The sequence below is a fragment of the Ruegeria sp. H9 genome, from assembly GCF_056532915.1.
The window spans coordinates 1-24135 of the sequence record NZ_JBQFNX010000005.1; the positions used below are offsets into that span (position 1 = coordinate 1).

A 24135-nucleotide genomic window follows, 5' to 3' on the forward strand; every position below is an offset into this window, starting at 1 on the left:
CAAACTCTCTGACCTGGGCGTCACCAAAGCCGCCATCCCCGAACTGGTCCAGGGCGCAATCATCGACCCCTCATGCGGAGGGAATCCGATCCAACTCAACCAACAAAACATCACTGAGCTGTTTAAAGTGGCGATCTGACAGTGAGCGCTGAAATCGTTCTCATAATCCTTGCGGCCGCGTTGCTGCATGCGATCTGGAACACGGTTGTAAAAACGGCCGCTGACCGAACGGTCACGCTGGGTCTGGTTGCACTGGGGCATGTTATCCCGGGGGCGCTGATGGTGGCGGTTCTGCCGCTGCCGAATGTCGAGAGCCTGCCATATCTGGCAGGTTCGACCGTTGTTCATTTCGGATATTTCTACATGCTGAATCAGGCCTACCGGCATGGTGATCTCAGTGTGGTGTACCCGATCGCGCGCGGTGTGGTTCCTGCGCTGGTCGCTCTTTGGGCCGTGATATTTGCGGGCGAACATCTGCCGACGCAGGCATGGATTGGGATCGCGGTGATTGCCACCGGCATTCAACTGTCCAGCTGGTCGGTTTTGAGGCAAGGGGTCGGTAGGGCATCGCTTGTTTTCGCATTGGGAACGGGCTGCTTTATTTCCATCTACTCGCTTGTGGATGGCCTGGGCGTGCGGGTGTCAGGCAACATCCTGAGTTATTGGGCCTGGCATTCGGTTCTGCATATCTTTGTTGTAGGCTTTGTCGCGCTACGGCGAGGCGCGCGTGTGCTTGATTTGCCTCTGCGCATCTGGGTGATCGGGATTGCAGGCGGAATGGTGTCGATGACGGCTTACGGCCTAGTGCTTTATGCCAAGAATTTCGCTCCGCTTGGCGTCGTGTCAGCCTTACGCGAAACTTCAGTGATCTTCGCGGCCCTAATCGGATTTCTGTTCCTGGGTGAAGGCAATCCCATGCGACGCCTTCTGGCGGCCGTGATGATGGCTGCTGGCGTGACGCTGATCGCATTGTCGTCATGAACACATGCTGGGATGAGTTGAATGATTCTTGCGAGAGATCTGAAATCCACCTGTCGCGCCGCATGAAATTGCAGGTTTGTTGTGCCATGTTGACCGGAAAAGGCAAAAAAACCAAAATTGTCGCAAAAGATTTACATTTATTGTGGATTTTTGCGCGAAAATGTGACCGAGTCTGAAAATGGATGATGATAGCGTAACCATCCCACATCGTGGCCGAGAGCTGCTGGATGTCCTTGCGCGGCTGGGGGGGTCAGCGCGCAACACTCAGATCGCCCAGATCATGGACGTCTCTGAGGAAACTGTGCGTCGTTTGGTCAAGGCACTGGCGCGCGCGAACAAGGTTGAGCGTGTGCACGGCGGCACATTTCTGTCTCGGGCGCAGGATACACCGATGTTTTCGGGCGCTCTGGAGTATAATGCCGACGAGAAAACCAATATCGCCAAGCGGGTCTGCGGGTTGCTTGAGGACGAGATGGTGTTGTTCATCACCGTTGGCTCGACCATGACTCATGTCGCCGAGCAACTACGTGAGCTGCGGGGTTTGACCGTCGTTAGCAACTCTTTGTCAGTTGTCGCATCCCTGGCCGATCACAATGGCACGCGCGCCGTTCTGGCAGGGGGCGAAGTAATCCGCTCCGAGCGAGGCAGTTTTGGACGTGCGGCTGAAGAACTGGCGTGTCAGTACAGCTATGACGCGGTGATCTGCGGCGCGGATGCACTGTCGCTGGTTGGAGGTGTATTGGCCTCGAACCCGCTGGAGGCGGATCTGACCCGTGCGCTGCAAGGGAACACGCATCGCATGATCGTTGCAGCGGACCACACCAAATTCGGTGCAAAGGCAGCCAACGTGTCTTGCCCGTTCGACAAGGTGACGGATCTGGTGACCGATATCGCCCCACCCGATGCGTTTGCACCCGTTCTCAAGCAAGCTGGGGTCCAAGTGCACATTGCATCGCAATACGATGTCAAATCCGGGCCAGATGAAACAGAGCCCCGGAAGCAAAAAAAGAACAAAGAAACCTCCGAAAGCAAAGCGGGAAAATCGGGCTCTCGGAAACGCAAAACGAAATAAACAAAACCTAGGGAGAAAACATGAAAAAGCTTCTTATGTCTGGTGTGGCCTTTGCCACAATCGGGGGCGCGGCCTGGGCCAATTGTCCTGCTGCAACCGTCGCGGATATGCAGGGCGTCGCAGCCGGTGCTTATCCTCAGCAGTTTGATCTGTCCGAGTTTCAATCAGCTGCAAACTGTACGCTCAGCTTTGCAGAAAACCCGGCTATTGGGGATCTGAACGGCATGATCCGTGGCAATGGCGATCTTGCGGCCGTTGCAGATCGTCTGCCGGCTGACCCGTTGGTCATCGTACCCTATGACTCGATAGGTCAGTATGGCGGTGTTCTGGACGCGCTCTCCAACGCCACAGAAAGCGGCACCTCGGACTTCCTTTCGGTGCGTCACGTCAACCTGTTCCGCTATTCCGACGACCTGCAGACCCTGGTGCCCAACGTGGCGAAATCCTGGGAATGGAACGATGACTTCACCGTGCTGACCGTGAATCTGCGTGAAGGCCACAAGTGGTCGGATGGCGCGCCATTTACGGCGGCGGATATCGTCTTCTGGTACGATAACCTGATGATGGACACCAATGTCATCGCTGAAGCGAAGGATTATGCGCTGGCGGGCGGTGAGCCGATGAAGGTCGAAGCGCTGGACGACACCACCGTCCGCTTTACCCTTGCCGCGCCCAAGCCTGGCCTGACCGAGACATTCTCGTTCACCTATGTGCAGCCCTACCAGCCCAAGCATTTCTTTGAAAAGTTCCACCCGGCGCTGGATGACAACGCCGACGCCAACGCGCAGGCGCTTGGTTATGAAAACGGGTACGAGCTGATCAAGGCCTATTATGGCAACTCGGACTGGATGGATACGCCATCTCCGATGCTGACAGCCGGTGACAAACTGGCGGGTCTTCCCACCGACACCATGCCGACGCTGGAGAGCCATATCCTTGTGAAGGAGAGCACCGAGGGTCGTCACTACGTGGCCAACCCCTATTTCTTCCAGGTCGATACGCAGGGTAACCAGCTTCCCTACATTTCGGAAATGGATGAAACTTACGTTCCGGACGAAGAAGTTCGCACCCTTAAGTTGCTGAATGGCGAGGTCGATTACAAATCGCAAGGTGTTAACCTGACATCTGCTCCGGTGCTGCTCGAAGGTCAGGAGAACGGTAACTACACGGTCGAGGTGAAGCCTTCGATCGGCTATCCGGTTCTGACCTTCAACGTGACCGCAGAAGACGAGGCCAAGCGCGCGATCTTTAACGATATCCGGTTCAGAACTGCGATGTCTGTTGCGATGGATCGCAACCAGCTAAACGAGGTTGTGGCTTTTGGTCTGGGAACACCGACACAGTACATCGGCTTCTCGCCACGTCCCGATTTCATCGACGAAAAATGGTCGAACCATGAGATCGAATTCGACGCAGAGCGCGCCAATGCGCTGCTGGACGAAGTAGGTCTTGTCGACAAGGACGGTGATGGCTTCCGCGACTTGCCGAATGGTGATCCGTTTGTTCTGGATTGGCAGTTCTCGACCCAGCCAGCTTCGGCGCAATTGGTGGAACTGATTGCTCAGAACTGGAAAGACGTTGGCGTCAACACCGCGATCAAAGAGGTGACATCCGACGAATTCCGCGCCGCACAAACGGCCAACTCGCTGGATATGGGCCTATGGCTGAAGAGCCAGCCAGCCGGGTCGATCCTCGGGGACAGCGAGATCTGGGTGCCTCCGTTTGATGGCTATTTCGACGTACGTACAGGTATGCTCTGGGCTGAATACATCAGCTCAAACGGTGAAAACGGTGTTGAACCGCCGGCTTGGGTCGCGGATCTGAAGGCTGCATTGGACACCTATCAGTCCAGTGCACCCGGCTCTGATGCGTCAGTATCCGCCGCGCAGAAGATGGTCGAGATCATGACCGGCGAGCTGCTGTTCCTGGGTACCGTGAATGCTCCTGCCCCGATCTATCACTCGAACAACCTGCAGAACTTTACCGAGTTCAAAACGCAGTCTTACGAGTTCTATCGGACCTATCCTTACCGCCCCGCACAGTGGTGGCTGAGCGAATAAGGTTGAGAAGATAAGAAGGTGGGCGCCCGCGCCCGCCTTCACGCATCCCGCGGGGACAGATATGTTGCAATTCTGCAGATTTGCCGCCACCCGGGCGGTTATGGCGTTGGTCACTTTGGTCATCGTATCGCTGATTGTTTTTTCACTGATGGAACTGGTGCCCGGTGACTGTGCCGAGCGCTATTTGGCGTATAAAAACACCCAAGGGTCCGCGATCACCGTTGCTGACGTTGCTGCAGAACGCGCCCGACTGGGGTTGGATCAACCGTTCCTAACCCGATGGGCCACTTGGTTGTCAGGGGCATTTCGTGGCGATTTCGGCGAAAGCTGCATCCTGCGGGTGAATATTGCACAGCTGCTGGGCGACAAGTTCTGGCTGTCGCTGTGGATCTGCCTTGGCGCTTTGACGCTGGCTTATGCCATCGCAATCCCTGTGGGCATCATTTCTGCCGCCTCGCGCAGTGCGGTACTGAACAACTCGCTGCGGATCGTCAGCTATCTGGGTCTGGCGATGCCGAACTTCCTGCTGGCCCTGATGGTGATGCTGGTTTCAACCGTTTATTTCGGCGAGACACTGACCGGGCTGTTCTCGCCCGAGTACAAAGAAGCGCCTTGGTCTTGGGGCAAGTTCCTCGATTTGCTGAAACACGCCTGGCTGCCGATCTTCATTCTGGGCTGGTCGGCCACAGCCTTTGCGCTGCAGACCGTGCGCGCGTTGATGTCGGATGAGATCGGGAAGCTGTATGTCACCGCTGCTGCCGCGCGGGGCATTTATGGCCGCCGCCTGTTATGGCGCTATCCGGCCCGTCATGCGCTGGGGCCGATCGTCAACAGCCTTGGCTTTGACCTGAACCGGATCTTCAACGAACTGCCCATTGTGGCGCTGATCCTGACATTGACCGAAGCCGGGGCGCTTTTGCTTGAAGCGTTGGCGCGGTCCAATGATCAGCAACTTGCGGGGGCCATCATCTTTCTGCTGACGGCATCAATCGTAACGTTGAATTTCTTCACCGACATTCTGCTTGCGGTGATCGATCCGCGCGTGCGCAAAAGTATCCTCAGGTGACCAGATGACTGCGACAATCGACAACCAAAAGGCAAAAGAAGCCTATTTCACCGCCTCGCAGCGTCAGTTGATCTGGGCCCGATTCAAAAAACAGCGCGCGGCGATGATTGCGGCCACAGTTCTGGTCGTCCTGATCCTGTCGGGCATCTTTGCTCCGTTCCTGTCGCCCTACGATCCGACCGCCGCAGGGCGTGACAAAGACTATCTGAACGGAGCCCCGCAGATTCCAAAATTCTGCGACAAGAATGGCTGCTCGATCCGCCCGTTCCTGCACGGGGTAACCCGCGAACGCTCGTTGGCGACCAATTTCCGCTGGGTCGAGAAAGTGAACGAGGATGAACGCCGATATATCCAGTTCTTCGTTCGGGGCGACAAATATAAGTTGTTTGGAGTCATTCCCGGTAACATCCATCTGTTTGGTGTCGATCAGGGCTATGTTCACCTGTTCGGAACCGACAGTGCCGGCAAGGATATCTTCAGCCGTACACTGCATGCGGTTTGGACGTCGCTACAGGTCGGAACGCTTGGGGTGATGATTTCGTTCGTGCTGGCGCTCGCGATCGGAGGGGTGGCTGGATATTACGGTGGAATGGTCGACAGTGTGATCCAAATGATCACCGATGCGATCCGTACGGTTCCGGCCATACCTCTGTTCATGGCGATTGCGGCCTTTATCCCGCCGGAATGGTCGGCCGAAACAAGATTCTTTGTCATCACAGCCATATTGGGATTGGTCGGCTGGCCTACTTTAGCACGGCGAGTTCGCACCCATCTGTTGACCGAACGCAATCAGGAATATGTGCTTGCGGCAAAGCTTTGCGGTGCATCGCCGGGCCACATCATCCGGCGTCATCTGCTGCCCAGCTTCACCAGTTACATCATCGTCGATCTGGTGATCTCGTTCCCCTATATGGTCCTCAGCGAAACCGCGCTCAGCTTTATCGGGCTGGGGCTGAAAGATCCGGTCAACTCACTTGGCGTGATGTTGCAGAATGTCACCAAGGCGGATGTTCTGCTGAATTACCAATGGTATTTCATCCCGGTCATCTTCTTTGTCGTTCTCGTGATGTCTTTCGTGTTCGTCGGCGATGGCCTGCGCGATGCGGCTGATCCTTATTCGGAGACCCGCAAATGAGCCTGATCGATGTCGAAAACCTGTCCGTTCAGTTCAAAACCGATGAAGGGTTGATCACGGCGGTTGAGGATGTTTCGTTTTCACTCGTCCCAGGCGAGGTGCTCGGGCTGGTCGGCGAAAGTGGATCGGGAAAATCAGTGACGGCAAAGTCACTGATGAAACTAAATCCACCCAACGCGATCTATGCGCCGGAAAGCCGGATCGATCTGCATCTCGACAGCGGCCCGGTTGATATCATGGCGCTGAAGCGGCCCAAGGACATGGAGATTGTGCGCGGCGGGGCGATCAGTATGATCTTTCAAGAGCCGATGGCCAGCTTTGCCCCCGCGATCACCATCGGCAAGCAGATGGTTGAACAGTTGCTGATCCACACGGATCTCAGCAAAAAGCAGGCCAAAGAACTATCGATCGAAATGCTGGACCGGGTGGGTATCCTTGAACCAGCGGCCCGGTTCAACCAATACGCTTTCGAATTGTCGGGCGGGATGCGTCAGCGGGCGATGATCGCCATGGCGCTTTCGACCAAGCCCAAACTGCTGATCGCGGATGAGCCGACAACGGCGCTGGACGTGACCATTCAGGCTCAGGTTTTGGATCTGATGAAGGATCTGGTGGCCGAGTTCGGCATGGGCATCGTCTTCATCACCCATGACCTAAGCGTCGTCGCCCAAACCGCCGACCGGGTTGCGGTGATGTATCTGGGTCGGATCATGGAAAGCGGACCTGTGCGTGAAGTGATCCGCCATCCGGCACATGCCTATACGCGTGGCCTGCTGAACGCGTTACCCAAACTCGATGATCTGGACGCACCGCTAACCCCGATCCCCGGCGATATCCCCTCACCTCTGGAGCGGCCATCAGGCTGCGTGTTCCATCCACGCAACCCGGAACTCAAACCCGGATCGCGATATGAAACGGAACGCCCACCCTTGACCGAGGTCAGCCCCGGCCATTTCGCAGCCATTTTCCCCGAAGACGTGCCAGGCCAGCCATGACAAACGCATTGATCAAAACCGAAAACCTGTCAGTCGAATTTCCCCTTGGTGGCGGGTTGTTTAACAAGCGCACGCTGAAGGCGGTCGACAACGTCTCGATCGAAATCCCGCGAGGGGCTTTTGTTGGGGTGGTCGGCGAGTCCGGCTCGGGCAAGACAACACTCGGCCGCGCATTGCTGAATGCGGTTCCAATCACCAGCGGTGGCGCAAGCTATGATGATGGTGAAGAGCAGTTCGATCTGACCAAAATGTCGGCAACCGATCTCAAGTCCTATCGCCGTCGGGCTCAGTTGATTTTTCAGGACCCTTACGCGGCGCTTAGTCCTCGGATGACCGTGCGTGATATCATAGCCGAACCGCTGGATGTGATGGGCCTGACCGCATCGCGTGAGGAAACCGATGCGCGGGTTCGCGAGATTGCGGGCAAATGCCGGTTGAACCTTGAACATCTGCGACGCTATCCGCACGCGTTTTCGGGCGGTCAGCGTCAGCGGATTTCTATCGCGCGGGCTCTGGCCTGCAACCCGCGTTTTGTAGTTGCCGATGAATGCGTGGCGGCGCTGGACGTGTCGATTCAGGCGGATATCCTGAACCTGCTGAAATCCCTTCAGCGAGATATGGGCCTGACCTTCATGTTCATCAGCCACGATCTGTCGGTTGTGGCCCATACCTGCGATTTTGTGGTCGTGATGTATCACGGCAAGATCGTCGAAAGCGCCCCGACGCGCGAACTGTTTGCCGCACCCAAGCAAGACTATACCAAGCGGTTGCTGGATGCGATCCCATCGCTGGACCCCGATCATCGAATGCGTGCCTGATCAGGGCGCGCTAACCTGCGCCTGTCCGGTCTCGGTCAGCACAATCTCGGTCGCGCCATCTGCGCTGCGCTCGCTGGGTGGGACAAGGACATCGATGCCAGGCCGGTCGGGGCCAAAGGTGTTGCTGACTCGGCGGACTGAACTGAGAATGGCCAGCAGCGCCGGAGACGTCGCCGCCACGAAATGAGATGATCCCGCATCGCTGTTGAATGCAGTCGTGTCGATCACGCTGATCGGATATTCGGCCAACGCGTCGACCGAACTGATATTACCCAACCTCTGACTGTCCGCGGTGCCACGCAGCCGAGCCGACAGGTTCAGAATCTTGTCCTTCTGGGACACCATCACCACAAACGGATCGGGCGGGCTCTTGATGCTGTTCATCTGGGATCGGAACAGATCCACATCCAGATCAGGTGAGATCAGGATGACCCCCTCAAGATTGCGGCTTGCCCACCCCGGCTCGCGGAGTTCGGCTTGCCGCATCATCTCCATCGATAGTGCGCTGCCCATCGAATGCGCTATCAGGACGACCCGCTTTACGCCCATTGATTTGAGCAATCTAATGGTCTGTTCCAGCCCGTCTCGGGCAAACAGCATACTGTCCAGATCATAGGCGTAACCGGTGCCGCGTGCCTTACTGGGCCAGGAATAAATCAGAATAGTTCCGGGGATACCGATATCATGGCTCAGCTGAGCGGCCCGAAATGCGGTCTCGGTCTGCGTGGCGTTATACCCGTGAACAAAGATGACCACGTCATCCACGCCACGCAGACGGGACTTCAGATCCTGCGGACCAGAGAACTCGGTAACATCGGCCACGACAAACTGTTTGTTCGGATTCGGGTTCGCGTATGAGAACTTGAGTTCACCCGGCGTGTGCGACGGCGGAATCGAGACGGTCATCTCAAGGTAACGCAATGCCTCGGCACGGTTAGCTCCGTAGCTGCCATCCGGCTCGCGCGCCCGGGTAGTGGCGGCAAAGACCGTGGCGGGGGTGCCGACCTTAAGGGCTTCGGGTGTGATCTCTGTGATAGACCGATCCGCACAGGCGGTCAGCACAGACAGCGTCACAATGATGATGAAATAGCGCAGCACGCTCTGCCCCTGTGAAGTTACAGGGCTACGCTACCGTATTCCCGCCCCGCGTCCAGCCTGAGGGCACGACTCATTGGCAAAATCCGGCTGGCACCTGTTACAAAACGTAACGGCTGAGGTCTGTGGATTTTGTCAGCTCGCCAAGATTGTCATTCACGAAACCTGCATCGACGGTGATCTCAGCCCCCGCCTGATCCGGTGCGGTGAACGAAAGCTCTTCGAACACGCGCTCCATCACCGTGTAAAGCCGCCGCGCACCGATATTCTCGATGCTTTGGTTCACATCCGCCGCAATCCGGGCCAAGGCTGCGATCCCGTCTTCGGTGAAACTGACCGTGACCTCTTCAGTGCCCATCAGGGCAGTATACTGCAGGGTCAGAGCGTTGTCGGTCTCGGTCAGGATACGTACGAAATCCACTTCTGTCAGGGCGCGCAGCTCCACGCGTATCGGCAAACGGCCCTGAAGTTCTGGCAGCAGGTCCGAGGGCTTGGCGATGTGAAACGCACCGGATGCGATGAAAAGGATATGGTCGGTTTTCACAGGGCCATGTTTGGTGCTGACAGTGGTGCCCTCGATCAGAGGCAGCAGGTCGCGCTGAACCCCTTCCCGGCTGACATCGCCTCCGCGCGCATCGGATCGGGCGCAGACTTTGTCGATCTCATCCAGAAACACGATGCCGTTCTGTTCGACCGATTCCAAAGCCACACGGTTGACAGTTTCGTCATCCAGCAACTTGTCGGCCTCTTCGCCAATTAACGCCTCATAGCTTTCAGCCACAGTCATGCGTTTCTTGACGGTCCGTCCACCGAAGGCCTTGCCGAAGATATCACCCAGATTCATCATCCCCATCTGACCACCCGGCTGGCCCGGAATATCGAACATCGGCATCGGGTTCGTGGTATCGGACAGTTCCAACTCGATTTCGGTATCGTCCAGCTCACCAGCCTTCAGCTTCTTGCGGAACATCTCGCGCGTCGCTTCGCGGGCGTCGGTTCCTGCAATCGCCTCGATCACGCGATCCTCGGCGGCCTGATGGGCGCGGGCTTTGACATCCTCGCGCATATACTCGCGGGTTTGCAGGATTGCGGCGTCAGCCAGATCACGCACGATCTGTTCAACGTCCCGACCGACATAGCCGACCTCGGTGAATTTGGTGGCTTCAACTTTGATGAAGGGTGCGCGGGCCAGTTTGGCCAGACGGCGGCTGATCTCGGTCTTGCCAACGCCGGTGGGTCCGATCATCAGAATGTTTTTCGGATAGACCTCATCGCGGATGTCATCTGGCAACTGCTTGCGCCGCCAGCGGTTGCGTAGCGCCACGGCGACGGCGCGTTTCGCGTCTTTCTGCCCGATAATAAAGCGGTCCAGTTCCGAGACAATCTCGCGCGGGGTCAGGTCGGTCATATGTGTTCTATCCGTATGTTTCGCAGCGGAACCTAATCATACGGCGCGAAAACACAAGCCGATCACGAGAAGATCACGGTAACTCACGGGCAGCACACGGAATTTCGTGGTGATGTGAATCGCCAGATGCACAGCGTCTGCGGCATAACCTTTCGCGACGGACTCTGCGTCCGTATGACATTAGGGAGATACCTCATCATGATGACTCGTCGTTCGCTTTTTGTGAAAGCTGCAGCTACCGGCGCGGCCCTGTCTCTGGTCGGCACCACCGCTGCCCTGGCCGGTGGCGCAAAAAAGAAAGGCACATTTGAAGGCCGCTCGAACCACGTCACTACCGGTTCGGTAAAACTGGTCAAAGATGGCGAGCGTTACATCGTTGAACTGGGCGATGACTTTTCGCTGGACAACGGCCCCGACCCGCGTGTCGCATTTGGTAAGGACGGCACATACGCCCCAGACAGCAAACTGGGCGCGCTGCTGCACCTGACCGGCAAGCAATCCTATGCCGTGCCGCCAACCATGGATGTCTCGGGCTACAACGAAGTTTACATTTGGTGCGAGGTTGCTGGCGTCCCGCTGGGAGTTGCTTCGTTGAAGTAATCACACCCTTCAGGGGTCGGGCTTTCCGGCCTCTGACACGCCGTTAGGTGACAGGGCAACTGTCTGTTACACTCGCCTCAAGATATTGGAACTGGGGGCGTTTTCATGACCAAGATTGCCAAGATCACCCTGCTGTTTGTGGTCTTTGTTGACCTGATCGGACAAGGGCTGGTGTTTCCCATCATCAACTCCCTGATCATGGAAACGAAGTCCGGCTTCTTGCCGGAAAGCACAGCCATGGGCACAAGGCACTTTTATTATGGTCTGGTGATCGGCTGCTTCTTCCTGTCTTGGTTTCTGGGGGTGGTCTATGTCTCGAAAGTTTCAGACTCCATCGGGCGCAAGAATGCTCTTCTGGTCTGTTTGACCGGGGCGCTGGTCGGCTACGCCCTGACCATCGCAGCGCTTTATCTCAACAGCCTGCTTCTGCTGATCATTGGTCGTTCAATCACCGGGTTTACGGCTGGAAATCAGCCCATCGCACAAGCGGCAATGATCGATGGCAGCACCGACGCTGCCGACCGCGACCGCAACATGGGTTATATTGTGACCGGTGTCAGCTTTGGCTTGGTCGGAGGACCGATCATAGGCGCGGTTCTGTCCGATGCAGCCTTATTGGGCAGCGCGGCGACATTGAAAACACCTTTCTACGGGGCGTTTGTACTGGTCCTGATTGCAATCTTTCTTGTGACCGCGTTCTTCAAGGATACCAGAACCGAGCGTGAACCTTTTGTTTTCCGCCCACGCGACATCACCGACAGTCTTATTGCTGTGCGCGAGCACCCGCTGGTTCTGAAGATCATGCCAGTTTACGCCCTGTTCATGGTCGCCAACGTTACTTTCTATGTATTCGTCGACAACTTCCTGACCAGCGCGTGGGGTTATGGCGTAATTGGGGGCAGCATGGCGATGGTGGTCATTGGCGTTGCGCTGGCCTTTTCCAGCACCTTCCTTGTGAAACCAGCGCAAGAGAGGTTCAGCAAGCACCAGATCATCTACACCTCATTGGTCACCATGGTGATCTGTGGCTTTGCCTTCGCATTCAGCCCCAGCGGGGTGCTGAGCTATATTCCGGTCTTTTTCTTCTACTTCTTCTTCGGCGTTTCTTACCCGACGCTGCTAGGCCTGTTCTCATCCAGCGTTGCCGAAACGGATCAGGGCTGGGTCATGGGCGTGACCACAGCCGTGTTCTGCCTAGCAGGCGGTATCATGTCCCTGATCGGAGGCGGATTGATGAGCATCGACATCCGCGTCCCCTACTACATTGTCATCGTCACTGCCCTGATGGGCCTGATCGGGATGCATCTGAGGTGGAAGGGTAAAGAGATCAAAGCGCTATTGGCGTAAAGAGCAGCCGATAGAGCGGAGGGGGTCACCTACTCCTGCTCTTCCTCAATTTCTTCTTCGTCAAGTTTGCGCTGGCTTTCCTGTAATGGCGCGCGCTCTATCAGTGCCCAAATTTCCTTTTTGGTCTTCTTTGAAACAGCGCCTCTGGCTTCCAGCTCGATCAATAGCGAGCGTGTCTGATCTTCGGTACAGCCAATTGTTCTGCTGAGCCGTTCCAGAGTTTTGAACTTGTATTTGGTATCCCTCAACATGGACTCAAGCAGCTTCTTGCGAGGCTCTTTCCATGTCTTGGCGTGCTTCCGGCTTCGATATTCCTCAAGCACAATCGGCCCAACAATGCCGCCAATCAGCCCACCAAATATCGCTGCCAGAACCGCACTCATGACCCGATCGTCTCAACCGTCAGATTGCCGTTGGTATACACGCAGATATCCGCAGCAATTGCCATAGCTTCACGCGCTACATCCTCGGCTGGTTTGTCGCTATCCATCATCGCACGGGCCGCCGCCAGGGCAAAGTTGCCGCCCGACCCGATTGCAGCGACGTTGTGTTCCGGCTCAAGCACGTCCCCTGCCCCAGTGATCACGAGCAGATCCTTGCCGTCGGTCACAATCAGCATCGCCTCGAGCTTCTGCAGATACTTGTCGGTGCGCCAGTCCTTGGCCAGCTCGACTGAAGCACGCGCCAGTTGGCCGGGCGTCGCCTCAAGCTTGGCTTCCAGACGTTCCAGCAGCGTGAACGCATCCGCCGTAGATCCGGCGAATCCGGCGACCACTTCGAACCCGCCCGGTGTCAGGCGACGCACCTTTCGCGCAGTGCCCTTGATCACGGTTTGGCCCAGGCTGACCTGCCCGTCCCCGGCGATGACAACCTGCCCGCCCTTCTTGACGCCAATAATAGTGGTGCCGTGCCATCCGGGAAAATCGCTGTCTGCCATGAATGCCTCCGTTATCCGTGCTGCCATATATGGGCCGGGCACGGGTTCTGCGCAACCGGTTCTAAAAATGCCCAAAAGATATGCAGTAAACGCAAACCGGGGCTGTTGAGTCAGCATTTGTGAGACTCAGCCGCTGGAGTTACATGAGGCTTACAACCGACAACGGGTCGGCTGTTTCTGTTAAAAGGACTAAGCACATGGCAAACGCAATCGCAAAAACCCATGCGCCGCGCGGAGCAGTCACCATCCTGCACGCAGTGGACGCATTCTCTCATGCATTCGAAAACGTTGTCGAATGGTACAAATCATATCAGACACGCAACGAACTGTCGCAACTGAGCGACGAGCAGCTGGAAGACGTCGGGCTGACCCGCGCTGATATCTCCAAGTTCTGATCCAGGATTTGAACACTTATAAGATGAGCCGCTCGATTGAGCGGCTTTTTCTTTTTCAGCTTTCGACGAATTTACCTGCGAGATCAGGCAGATAAGCCTCAACTGCAGCAGTGGCTACGACATGCCGGGTACCCGCCTCGGCATCCTCGACATCCAGTCCCCCTTTGACCGCCCGAACCGAGGCGTGGCCCCGCGGCAGATCCGAGGCGACAAGATCACAATCAACCTTCTCAGGCTGCTGAACGCCAATCGTGACCTCAACGCGCATCTCCTCATGGCTGATGCCCAGTTTGGAAAACAGCGTGATGGACGAGTGGTGCAGCGCGTCCTGAACAGCGCGTCGCGCGGCCTTGGTATAGTCCTGACCATACAGATCGTTGCCGGTCCCCATCTCCAGAATAATACGTTTTTCCGTCATCGGGCGGGCTCCATATCAAATGAGACTACGATCGCGGCGTTGGCGATCACCGTGCGACCCTCAGAATGGGGCTTGTCGATATCCAAACCACCATGTGTGACCGTGATGTTGGGCTGGCCGTAGGGGAAAATGGCCTTCAACGCCTGCGAATCCACCCGGTCCGGTTGCTGTACACCGATTTCCGCGTCGATGATCATGGCCTCTTTCGGGAATCCGAACAATTCCGCCATATTGACCGAGTTATGCCAGAGCGCATCCTTGAGCGCGCGCAGCGCTGCTTCGGTATAGTCTTCGCGCCGAAGCGACGTACCCATACCGAATTCCACCAATACCCGAGTTTTGGGCATGTCGCCTCCTTATTTCTGATGACCCGACAATCTGCACGAGTTCTTGCGAATTGAAAGAACCAGTACAGTGAACTGCATCCGGCCAAACCACGAAACCCGAATGTTTGGTGTGTACCGCAGCTATCGACTAGAATTCTGTCTGTTTAAGCACACGATCTATGAAAGGTTTGATTCCATGACGTATTTTCGGCTCATGTCATCATTATTGTTGTTTGGATTTCTGGCGCCAAGCGTATCCGCTGAAGTCATAGAAAACAAAGCGAAATTTATGAACCTGATCGTTGATAAGAAGCTGGTTCAGGGCGAAACCTGGGTGACTATTCACAAGGACGGCACGGTTGAGGGCAAAGGCCCGAAAGGTGGCAGTATCAGCGGCACGTGGGAGTGGAAAGACAGGTATTACTGTCGGAGAATCGTGATCGTCGGTGAAGTGATGCCCCACGACTGTCAGGTGGTTTCAATCGCAGACGACACCGTTACATTTACCCACAAGGACGGCGCGGGAGTATCGGTGAGGTGGACCATCAAGTGAGTCTAAACTCTTGTCACGCAGTGGCTTTCATAAAAAAAGGCGCCCAATGCGGGGCGCCTTTTTGCGTTCGAACAGTAGCGAAGGTCAGATCGACTCGTCGATCCAGCTTTGCAGGGCCGCTTTCGGGGCCGCGCCAGCGCGGTTCGAAACCACCTGACCGTCTTTGAAAATGAACAGCGCCGGAATGCCGCGCACGCCCATGGCCGCGGCTGAGTTTGGGTTGCTGTCGACATCGACCTTGGCAATCTTCACCTTGCCACCATATTCGCTGGCCAGCTCTTCCAGGGCGGGGCCGATCTGCTTACAGGGGCCGCACCACTCGGCCCAGAAATCCACCACGACGGGGATATCGGAATTCTTGACTTCGGCGTCAAAGGTGTCGTCGGTAACGGCTACGGTCGACATGTCTGTCTCCTGACTGGGAATGCTTGGGCTCAGAACCTAGGTGCGGCACCGGGCAAGGTCAAGATATAGGGTTCGGTGTCAGGGCGTCCGTCACCATATCGTGTGGCAACCACATCAGGTGCGCGGTTCGCGTCCACAAGATAGCGGTGCGGATACTGTGATTGGGATAGATTTGCGACAGGGCATGGGCGTAGGCCGCCATCTGGCGCAACAGCCCTTCGGGGCAGGATTCTGGCCCGGTCGGAACAGTCGCATTGGATTTGAAATCAATTACATGCACCTCTTTATCCGTGATAATCAGCCGGTCGATGACCCCATGCATTCGTGTGCCGTTCAGATCGGCAGAGACCGAAACCTCGGTCAGCGCATCCGAGCCAAAGACCGGTTTCAGATATTCGGCCGTCAGCACCGAAGTGGCCTCAGTCAGCAGATCTTGCCGCTCAACATCTTGCATATCGGCCAGAAGCCGTGCGCAAAGCTGCGGCCATTGATCCTGTGCGGCAGCAGGAAGATGTTCGAGCAATAGGTGCAGCTGCGATCCACGTCGTTTCGCCGCCTCTTCATCCTGCCCCGCATCTCCGGGCAAGGCCTTCGCACCCCCTAGATCAGAGGGGCTGAGCGTTTCGGCTGGCGCGGGTGCATTTGGCGCGGGGTGGTCAAAAAATACAGGCAAATGCTGTTCGTTGTGCGGGATGCTGCCCTGTTCAACGGCAGGCAAAGCCTCCCAATCTCCATGCGCCAGTCGAAGGGTCTGGGTGCCGGGAACATGAGTAGCCCCTGCCCGCGCCATCGCGGCCTCAACCATCTGATACCAACTGTTGCCATCCTTGCCTACATCCCCGGCGGCCGCCACTATTAACCACTTTTCTGCCCGTGTTAGAGCCACATAGAGCAGCCTCAGCCGCTCATTCTCCTCGCGCGTTCTGGCTTCTTGGCGCGCAGCTGCGATCAATGCAGGTGAGGCATCAGAAGGCACTTTCCACAACGGAGTATCGCCCGCCATCATGATCTCTGCATCTCGTGGTGGCTGTCGTTTACCAGTGTCCGGCAGGATTACGATCGGTGATTCCAATCCCTTCGAGCCATGAACGGTCATCACCCGGATCATATTGCCGACTCCGCTCATCTGGCGCTTGATCTCCAGATCGTCGGTTTGCATCCAGACCAGAAATCCGGTGAGGCTTGGGATATCTGTCCGCTCATAGGCCAGCGCCTGCGACAGCAACGCGTTGATACCATCCTCAGCCTCGGCCCCAAGCCGGCCCAGCAGTTTGCGTCGCCCGTCATGGCGCGTCAGGATACGTTCGATCAGATCATAAGGACGCAGAAAGTCGGTTTGATCGCGTAGGTCGTTCAGAATCGCAAGCGTTACCGGGAACTCCTCGGCACGATTGCGCAACGCTGCCCATAGATAAGTTTCCTCCCTGCGATGAGCCAGATCGAACAACTGTTGTTCCGTCCAGCCAAACAGTGGGGATTTCAGGACTGTCGCCAGGGATAGGCTGTCTTCGGGTGTGGCCAGAAAGCTCAGCAAAGCAGCCAGATCCTTGACCGCCAATTCCGCGCCCACCTTCAGGCGATCTGCCCCCGCGATGGGCAGGCCCTCGCTTTTGCAGGCGCGAATGATCTCGGCAAACAGGTCCGAGCGGCGTTGGACAAGGATCAGAAAGTCGCGGGGTTGCACTTTGCGCCGGACAAATGTCCCCGACGCATCGCCATCATCGGGAATGGTAGCGCCATTCCTGATCATATCCTTGATTGACCGGGCAACCTGTTCTGCAAGAATGACGGTGTGATGCCGTGCGCCGGGTCGATCAACGGGATCGGTCCAATCGCTGTCATCCTCGTCTTCAACTTTCTCGATCACCGGCCATAGGTCGACGCGCCCAGGAAGATCGGCCTTGAATGCCCGGTGTAAGGCATCCTTGTGGAACCCGGCCCCTACATGGTTTTCGAACAGTATATCGACCAGCCCAAGGATCGCGCTGGACGAGCGGAACGAATATTCCAGCGTTGAATCCCACAGTTTAGAGCCTGATTCTCGAAGTTTCCGCCCAAATTCGGCCTGCATCTGGTCAAAGGCTTGCGGGTCGGCGCCCTGGAAGGAATAGATCGACTGTTTCTTGTCGCCGACCACAAAGATCGTGCGTTCAACTCCGGATCGGGCCCCTTCCCCGCTGGTAAATTCCTGAGCCAATTTTTCGATCACGTCCCATTGATCCGGGCTGGTGTCCTGCGCTTCGTCCACCAGAATGTGATCGATGCCACCGTCGAGCCGGTACAGCACCCATTCTGCGACCGCCGGGTCGTTCAGCACCTGACGTGCGCGCAGGATCAGGTCATCAAAATCCAGCCAACCCCTAACCTGCTTGCGCCGCTCGTATTCCGGAAGGAAGGCCGCGGCAAAGCGATGTAATACATGGGTTTTCTGGGCCGCAACCAGCGCCAGTCGTTGTTCCCGCGCGGCTTCAACCCGCAGCATCAGGGCCTCGAGCTGGGGCATCCGATCTGCCAGCACCCCTTCACGCAGCGCCTTGGTTGGAAAGCTGTTGAGTTTTGCGGCAAAGGGCTCTTTCGCGCCCTTACCCGTCAATAGGACGTTTTCAAGTATCGTCAGTTTGCTCAGCCGGGCGTCGGTAAAACCGACAAGCTTGTCGGCGGCCTTGGCATTGTTCCCTCCGCTTTCCGAAAGCGCGGGCAAAATGGACTGGATCAGTTCGACCTCACCGCCCAGAAACACGTTACGCAGCAGGACCTGTTCATCAAAACCTTCGGGCAGATCAAACCGTTGCAGAATGTCCGGCCATTGCAGCACATGTTCAAACTGATTTCGTTTCTGCGCAACAGCGGCAGTCAGTTTGTCAAAACCGGTATCGGTGACAAAGCGGGCAACGTCTTCGATCAATTCGGCCTGAGGGCCGTCGGCAAAACTTTCAATGATCTCTTCGCGCAGCAACGCCGCAGCCCGGTCTTCCATTTCGGAGAACTGAGGGCTGACCCCCGCCTCAAGCGGGAACCGTCGCAGCAGCGAAGCACAGAAGGAGTGGATCGTTTGGATTTTCAGGCCACCAGGCGTCTCAATAGCGCGGGCAAACAGGGTCCGTGCTTGCGCCAACCGGTCGGGATCGATCACGCCCGGTACGCCAAGTTCGACCAACTCAGACAGAAGGTCGCCGTCGCCCAACATTGCCCATTTGCCAAGACGTTTGAACAACCGGTTCTGCATCTCGCTGGCCGCGGCCTTGGTATAGGTCAGGCACAGGATATGCTGCGGCTGTACGCCATCCAGCAACAGCCGCGCCACCCGGTCGGTCAGCACCCGGGTCTTGCCCGAGCCCGCATTGGCCGCCAGCCAGGTTGAGGCGTCCGGGCGCGCGGCCTGAACCTGCCGTTCGGTGGCATCATTGCGGGGGGTCATGTCAGGTCCTCCGGTTCGGTTTCCGCCGAACGATCCCACTCGCCGAACCGGGCGAGGTGATCATAGTCCCCTATATCTGTGTCCTTGTGCAGCATCCTGCGTGAAGAGAACCCCTGATCAGGCTCTAAATAGGCTGAAATGAGCTCTTTCAGTTCGGCCAGCACCTTGTCGGTCGGCTCTTTCTGCAGCGGTGCGGGCACTTCTTTATAGGTGCCGCCCATGCCAATGAAGATCGCCTGTGCAACGGGAAGCGGATCGAATCCTTCGATACCGCCCTGCTCGGCCATTGCAGCTTCGATCAGCAGTTGTTTGTCGAATTTGGCTTGCTGACTTTCTGTCGGCGGAGTGCCCGTCTTGTAGTCGATGATACGCAAAGCCCCCTGCCCGCTTCGATCGATTCGGTCGGCACGTCCGGCAATGGTGAAGTCCAGCGGCGTCAACGCCAGCCGCATTCCAACTTCAAATGCTACAGGCCCGCCATCGGCGCGGCGCTGAATCTCGGCGGACAGAAAGCTATCGGTAATCCGCTCTAGCCGCGCCAGCCACAGCTTTCGGGCAGTTGGCCACGCAACGTGGTCGTCCAGCAGAGCTTTGGCGCGTTTCAGGAAATTTTCTCGGGTCAATAAAGCCGGATCCAGAACGCTGTCACGCACGAATTGTTCCATCACCTCGTGGATGACGATACCGCGTAGCAGGGCATCTGGCGCCTGAACCAGCGGGTCCAGTTGTCTCAATCGCAGGATATGCCGGGCATATATGGCGTACGGATCGCGGATCAGGCGTTTGATTTCGGTCACCGATAGCCGCCGTGGCCGCGCCGCGACGGGTGGTCGTGGCGACGGGCGGTGCGCGGGTGCGATTCGGGGTGCATGTTCCAGCATCTCTGCCCAATCCAGCCACCGTTGGCCCCGCGCTTGCATTGCTTCTAACGCCCTAGTTCCACCCTGTTCAGGTAGGCCTTGTAACAGGTTGGTCATGCGGTTCAGCCAACGGGATGGTACGGTTTCCGCATCATCCGAGCGGGTAGCGCGGGTCAAAACCACCTCTGCAGCACCTGCCGCCTGCTGGAAGTCATGCGCGGACAGACCGATCCTGCGTTCGGGCAGTAAAAGACCGGCCTCATTGCGCATCTGACGGTTCAGCCAGGGGTCGGGCGCAGCAGCCTCGGGCCAGCTTCCTTCGTTCAAGCTACCCAGAATTAGCAGATCCGCACCCTGAACGCGCGCTTCCAGGGTGCCCCAGATCATCAGATGCGGGTGAGGTGCATCACGGTCGCGGACTTCTTCACCTGCCAACAACGCGCCCAGAAGGTCGGCAAAGTCATGGGCGGTCATCGCACCGCCATGCTGTGCTTCGGCTTCCAAAGTGGAGATCACCGCAAGCGCCTTCTGGCCCGCGTTCTTGTCCCACAATGTGCCAGATTCACCGGTTGCACCTGCCGAGATCATCTCGGCCAGCGTGCGAAGCCGGGCGACCCAGTCCGGCAGTGGCTGTTCGGTGGGGTCGTATTGATCGCAAAATGTCTGGGTAACCCAGCGGACCCAGTCCTCGGGCGCTTCTGTACGAATGGCGAAAGCGGTCAGGCTGGCGCTGTCGGGAAAGGGCGGGCCATAGCGACGCAGGTCAAGCTCAAGATCGCGGGTATGCAGCAGGTGGCTGCCCCGGTCGCCCCCGTCATGGCACAGTGGGTGTTTGAGCAGCGTCAGCAGAGCCTCGCCATCCAGGCGGCGCGCGAACAGCCCGGCGACATGGCGCAGGAACCGCCCGGGCGGAGACAGCTGCAGTGGCAGGCCCGCGCTGTCATCGGGCAGGATATTCCACCGGTCCAGTGCGGCGCTGACCTGCCGGGTTAGCATCCGGTCGGGGGTGATTAGCGCGGCGGTCTGGCCGGTCTCGGCCGCTTGCCGTAGGCGTAGCGCAATGGCCAAGGCCTCGGCCCGGGGCGAGGGCGCCTCGATCAGCGTCACATCCTTGGTCGCACCGTTCAGGTCGGGCAGGAGCGGGCCTTCAGTCATCCATGCGTCGGTGACCGGGGCAGGGCGCAATGCAAGCGAAATCAGCTTGTTACGGGCAGGTGAAGGGGCCTGATCCGTGGTCCATGGCAGGATTTGATCCGGGCCAAGCCCTAGACCAAGCATCAGCTTGCGGAACCGGTATTGAGGATGATCCTCAGATGTCAGTGGGTTATCCAGATTGTGCCAAACATGTTCAGGCTGGTCGAAATCATAGCCAGGCAGCACCAGCGCCCCCTGAGGCAGACGCGCGACCGCCTGCATCAGCATCAGGGTGGTCCCGCGAGACCCGGTAGAGCCTGCCAGAATGACAGGATGTTCGGGCGGCGACGCCTCCCAGCGCGCGATCAGGTTCTCGACCACGCGCCGCTGTCGGGCCTGCGCATCCAGCGCCTCCGAACCGGATTCCATGAACTGATCAGCGATGCCTATAAAGGTCTGTGCCCGCGCCCAATGGCCGGACATGTCGCTGACATCGAGTTGCCTGATCGCATCGGGAGAGACACCTTCCCCCTGCATCTCGTCGATAAGCCCGGCCAGGCTGTCAGATAGATCGAACAGCGAGGACCGGGCCGCCAGATCGGGTTGCTGGTCTAGCAGTTTTGCGATCAGCTGCGTCAGCTCCAGCCTGCGACGCAGAGGCGGGATTGCGGGTGGGATCTGCGCCAGATCGGCGCTTTCGCCAAGATCGGTGACCAAAGAGAGGCGTGGCAAAAGGCAAGCGGGACCCTGATCAAACAGATCGCGCACCCGGCGCGCCATCCGGCGGGTGTTGATCACCAGTTGCACCCGGGCCAGCGCGTCGGGCGGCTGCCCCACAAACCGCTCATGTAGCCCGTCAACCAACACCTTGGGAAAATCCGCTCCCGGAGGAACGGCGAAGACCCGGGGCAGGGCGCTGGGCTCAAACATCGGCAATCAGCCCCTCGGCCAGATCTATACCCTCGGGACGCCCCACATCGCACCAGCGACCGGGGTAAGACAGTGCGAACAGGCGCTTTTGCTGCAGCATTCGATCCCACAATACGTTCAATGAAAACACGTCCTCAGCGATGTCATGTAGCCCTTCGGTTTTCAGAATTTGCACCCCCCCGTAAACAAGACCTGCACCGCGGACGATCCGCCCTGTGCTGTCCTGAGTGAAGTCACCCGGGCCTGTGTGGCCAAGGGTTTGCCCAACTGGAACGCACATCAGCAGCGCATCCATTTTATCCGGGTTCCACTGATCCTTCAGTAAATTCAGTGGGTTGGGCCCAGCCCAGATTGCGTCGCTGTTCAAGGTGAATACGGGATCGGATCCAAGCAGAGGTAGCGCTGCGCGCAGCCCACCACCAGTATCCAGAATGCGCGGTTCTTCCCGCGATATCATAACGTCGCAGCCCGCCAGATGATCAGCCAACTGATCAGCGTGATAGTGCAGGTTGGCAACAACCCGCAGCGGCCTGAGTGCATCGACCAGATCCAGTGCGTGATCAATCAGGGGCCGCCCGGCCACCTCGATCAGCGGTTTGGGCCGGTCTTTGGTCAGGGCACCCATGCGGGTGCCAAATCCTGCGGCAAACAGCATTGCAGCTTGGGGGGTGCCGATCATTGCGCCCTCAGCTTATCCAGGTTTTCGGGGCTTGGGGCGGGCAGGGCGCTGCGCAACAGGTCTGCCACCGGCACCAACGCGGGATGTTCGAGATCGCGCATCAAATGTGCCCACGCAGCCGGGATCAGGTCGACGTAGTGTGGCTTTCCATAATCGGTCGCCAACCGGGCAAAACCGCCTAGAATGCGCAGGTTACGCTGAGCGCCCAGAACAGCATATGCGGTGCGGAAATCATGCCCATCGACGCCGGTTGCGGTGATATAGCGGTCGATCATCCGCATCTCGATCCCGGCGGGCACAGTCCGACGCACATCCTGTAGCAGTGACATCAGGTCATAGGCGGGATGCCCCAGCATCGCGCTTTGGAAATCCAGCAGACCGACGCGCGCCAGACCTTCGCGCTCGGGCAGCCAGATCAGGTTTTCTGCGTGGTAATCGCGTTGCACAACAACCCGCGTTCCGCCGGTTTCCCGGTGCAGGATATCCGCAAAGCGCAGCTCAAACCGGGCGCGGGCCTCGTCGTCGTGCGATCCAAGAATGCCTTGCGCATATTTCGTGAACGACAGCGCCGCCAATTCGGTCATCAGAGCGGGGTCGTAACTGTCTAGCGAAAGCGTCGGCGCCGCGTGAAGATGGACAAGTACATCGGTTGCGGCGTCATACAGCGTGCGCTCAAGCGTCGGATCGTCCCGCAAGACGCGTGCGAACAGATCGTCGCCCAAATCTTCGAGCAACAGAAACCCGTATTCGCAGTCCTCGGCGTAGATTTCCGGCGCACTCAACCCAATGGAACGCAGGTATTTCGACATACGCACGAAGGGTTCAACAGCTTCGCCCTTGTCGGGCGGAGCATCCATCAAAACGGCGGTCCGGCCGGTGGCAGGGTCGGTCAGACGCTCGTACCGGCGGTTTGATGCATCACCCGCCAAAGGCGTATGCCGTGCGCCGTTCCATGGTGTCTGCGCGATCAAGGCTTCTGCCAGAATGGCCCGGTTCGTCATTGGATCCCCTCCAGCTTGGCGTTCCATTTCGGGTCTGTCCACGACATCTTAAGTTGTCGCGTATCTTGTTCGTTGGCGTCTGTGGTGAACCGGATCAGTAAGGCCGGCTCTGGCGTCAGGGGACCCAGCTTTTCAGGCCACTCGATCAGGCAAATGCCGACGTCGAAGGCGTCGACCAGCCCCAGCTCTTCGATCTCTTCCACGGCAGAAAGACGATAGAGGTCTGAATGCCAGACCTCACCAAGCTGCGTCTCGTAAACCTGAACCAGAGTAAAGGTCGGCGAAGGCACATCTTCGGGCGCGGACAGAAGAGATTGGATCAATGCGCGTGCGAAATGGGTTTTGCCGCTGCCGATCGTACCTTCAAGCAGGATAGTATCGCCAGACTGCAATGCGCCACCCAGTTTGGTGGCAACTTCGGCAGTGTCGATTGGGGATTTCGAGGTCAGAGTCAGCGGTGCGTTCATGGCGTCACAATGAACCTGCGCCGGGTCGGCTGCAA

The 24135-nt window shown here is 57.7% G+C and carries 23 protein-coding genes and 1 pseudogene; 12 read left to right on the plus strand and 12 right to left on the minus strand.

The window, feature by feature from the left end:
- From ACR0CZ_RS17695 to ACR0CZ_RS17730, 8 genes and pseudogenes are all read left to right on the plus strand, one after another.
- Positions 1-139, plus strand: a pseudogene (locus ACR0CZ_RS17695) (iron-containing alcohol dehydrogenase); the annotation flags it as partial.
- 2 nt (positions 140-141) lie between these two features.
- Positions 142-981 (plus strand): EamA family transporter, encoded by an 840-nt coding sequence (locus ACR0CZ_RS17700; protein WP_170397778.1) that lies wholly within the window; start codon positions 142-144, stop codon positions 979-981.
- Positions 982-1159: 178 nt separating this feature from the next.
- On the plus strand, positions 1160-2053 hold the full coding sequence (locus tag ACR0CZ_RS17705; RefSeq protein WP_170397781.1) for a DeoR/GlpR family DNA-binding transcription regulator: 894 nt from the start codon (positions 1160-1162) through the stop codon (positions 2051-2053).
- Positions 2054-2073: 20 nt separating this feature from the next.
- On the plus strand, positions 2074-4113 hold the full coding sequence (locus ACR0CZ_RS17710) for an ABC transporter substrate-binding protein (RefSeq protein ID WP_170397784.1): 2040 nt from the start codon (positions 2074-2076) through the stop codon (positions 4111-4113).
- A 61-nt stretch (positions 4114-4174) separates the two neighbouring features.
- Entirely contained in the window at positions 4175-5179 is a 1005-nt protein-coding gene (locus ACR0CZ_RS17715) for an ABC transporter permease (protein ID WP_170397787.1), read from the plus strand.
- A 4-nt stretch (positions 5180-5183) separates the two neighbouring features.
- Positions 5184-6314, plus strand: a complete 1131-nt coding sequence (locus ACR0CZ_RS17720; protein ID WP_170397790.1) for an ABC transporter permease — start codon at positions 5184-5186, stop codon at positions 6312-6314.
- Positions 6311-7309: an ABC transporter ATP-binding protein gene (locus ACR0CZ_RS17725; protein WP_170397793.1), complete on the plus strand. Its 999-nt coding sequence runs from the start codon at positions 6311-6313 to the stop codon at positions 7307-7309. Before ACR0CZ_RS17720 ends, ACR0CZ_RS17725 begins: the two co-directional genes overlap by 4 nt.
- Entirely contained in the window at positions 7306-8127 is an 822-nt protein-coding gene (locus ACR0CZ_RS17730) for an ATP-binding cassette domain-containing protein (RefSeq protein WP_170397796.1), read from the plus strand. The genes ACR0CZ_RS17725 and ACR0CZ_RS17730 overlap by 4 nt, the downstream gene beginning before the upstream one ends.
- Here ACR0CZ_RS17730 and ACR0CZ_RS17735 read toward each other — a convergent pair whose 3' ends face one another.
- On the minus strand, positions 8128-9225 hold the full coding sequence (locus tag ACR0CZ_RS17735) for an alpha/beta hydrolase (protein WP_170397799.1): 1098 nt from the start codon (positions 9223-9225) through the stop codon (positions 8128-8130).
- Between the two features lie 97 nt (positions 9226-9322).
- The gene (gene hslU / locus ACR0CZ_RS17740) at positions 9323-10630 is read right to left on the minus strand and encodes an ATP-dependent protease ATPase subunit HslU (RefSeq protein ID WP_170397800.1); all 1308 of its coding nucleotides are present in this window, start codon (positions 10628-10630) and stop codon (positions 9323-9325) included.
- A gap of 198 nt (positions 10631-10828) precedes the next feature.
- Between hslU and ACR0CZ_RS17745 the strand changes: the two genes are divergently transcribed.
- A complete protein-coding gene (locus ACR0CZ_RS17745) occupies positions 10829-11230 on the plus strand; it encodes a DM13 domain-containing protein (RefSeq protein WP_170397803.1) in 402 nt (133 codons plus the stop codon).
- Positions 11231-11335: 105 nt separating this feature from the next.
- Positions 11336-12577 (plus strand): MFS transporter, encoded by a 1242-nt coding sequence (locus tag ACR0CZ_RS17750; protein WP_170397806.1) that lies wholly within the window; start codon positions 11336-11338, stop codon positions 12575-12577.
- Between the two features lie 29 nt (positions 12578-12606).
- Here ACR0CZ_RS17750 and ACR0CZ_RS17755 read toward each other — a convergent pair whose 3' ends face one another.
- A complete protein-coding gene (locus ACR0CZ_RS17755) occupies positions 12607-12960 on the minus strand; it encodes a hypothetical protein (RefSeq protein WP_170397809.1) in 354 nt (117 codons plus the stop codon).
- Positions 12957-13514 (minus strand): ATP-dependent protease subunit HslV, encoded by a 558-nt coding sequence (gene hslV / locus ACR0CZ_RS17760; RefSeq protein ID WP_170397812.1) that lies wholly within the window; start codon positions 13512-13514, stop codon positions 12957-12959. The genes ACR0CZ_RS17755 and hslV overlap by 4 nt, the downstream gene beginning before the upstream one ends.
- A 197-nt stretch (positions 13515-13711) precedes the next feature.
- Here hslV and ACR0CZ_RS17765 point away from each other — a divergent pair, with 197 nt between their 5' ends.
- Positions 13712-13909, plus strand: coding sequence for a DUF1127 domain-containing protein (locus ACR0CZ_RS17765; protein ID WP_170397815.1), 198 nt, complete (start codon positions 13712-13714; stop codon positions 13907-13909).
- Positions 13910-13964: 55 nt separating this feature from the next.
- On the opposite strand, the gene ACR0CZ_RS17770 is transcribed toward ACR0CZ_RS17765, so the two are convergent.
- Complete coding sequence (locus ACR0CZ_RS17770; RefSeq protein ID WP_170397819.1) at positions 13965-14327, minus strand: Lin0512 family protein; 363 nt, start codon at positions 14325-14327, stop codon at positions 13965-13967.
- Positions 14324-14674 (minus strand): Lin0512 family protein, encoded by a 351-nt coding sequence (locus tag ACR0CZ_RS17775; protein ID WP_170397821.1) that lies wholly within the window; start codon positions 14672-14674, stop codon positions 14324-14326. Before ACR0CZ_RS17775 ends, ACR0CZ_RS17770 begins: the two co-directional genes overlap by 4 nt.
- Positions 14675-14942: 268 nt before the next feature.
- On the opposite strand from ACR0CZ_RS17775, the gene ACR0CZ_RS17780 reads away from it, so the two are divergent.
- A complete protein-coding gene (locus tag ACR0CZ_RS17780; RefSeq protein WP_170397824.1) occupies positions 14943-15206 on the plus strand; it encodes a hypothetical protein in 264 nt (87 codons plus the stop codon).
- A gap of 84 nt (positions 15207-15290) precedes the next feature.
- On the opposite strand, the gene trxA is transcribed toward ACR0CZ_RS17780, so the two are convergent.
- From trxA to tsaE, 6 genes are read right to left on the minus strand one after another with little or no spacing between them, the layout of a single operon-like run.
- Complete coding sequence (trxA, locus tag ACR0CZ_RS17785; protein WP_170397826.1) at positions 15291-15611, minus strand: thioredoxin; 321 nt, start codon at positions 15609-15611, stop codon at positions 15291-15293.
- Positions 15612-15669: 58 nt separating this feature from the next.
- On the minus strand, positions 15670-19029 hold the full coding sequence (gene addA / locus ACR0CZ_RS17790; RefSeq protein WP_170397829.1) for a double-strand break repair helicase AddA: 3360 nt from the start codon (positions 19027-19029) through the stop codon (positions 15670-15672).
- Positions 19026-21953, minus strand: a complete 2928-nt coding sequence (addB, locus tag ACR0CZ_RS17795) for a double-strand break repair protein AddB (protein WP_170397834.1) — start codon at positions 21951-21953, stop codon at positions 19026-19028. Before addB ends, addA begins: the two co-directional genes overlap by 4 nt.
- Positions 21946-22632, minus strand: a complete 687-nt coding sequence (locus ACR0CZ_RS17800) for a nucleotidyltransferase family protein (protein WP_170397837.1) — start codon at positions 22630-22632, stop codon at positions 21946-21948. The genes addB and ACR0CZ_RS17800 overlap by 8 nt, the downstream gene beginning before the upstream one ends.
- The gene (locus ACR0CZ_RS17805) at positions 22629-23633 is read right to left on the minus strand and encodes a phosphotransferase (RefSeq protein ID WP_170466438.1); all 1005 of its coding nucleotides are present in this window, start codon (positions 23631-23633) and stop codon (positions 22629-22631) included. The genes ACR0CZ_RS17800 and ACR0CZ_RS17805 overlap by 4 nt, the downstream gene beginning before the upstream one ends.
- Positions 23630-24100, minus strand: a complete 471-nt coding sequence (gene tsaE / locus ACR0CZ_RS17810) for a tRNA (adenosine(37)-N6)-threonylcarbamoyltransferase complex ATPase subunit type 1 TsaE (protein ID WP_170397858.1) — start codon at positions 24098-24100, stop codon at positions 23630-23632. The genes ACR0CZ_RS17805 and tsaE overlap by 4 nt, the downstream gene beginning before the upstream one ends.
- Positions 24101-24135: the final 35 nt, after the last annotated feature.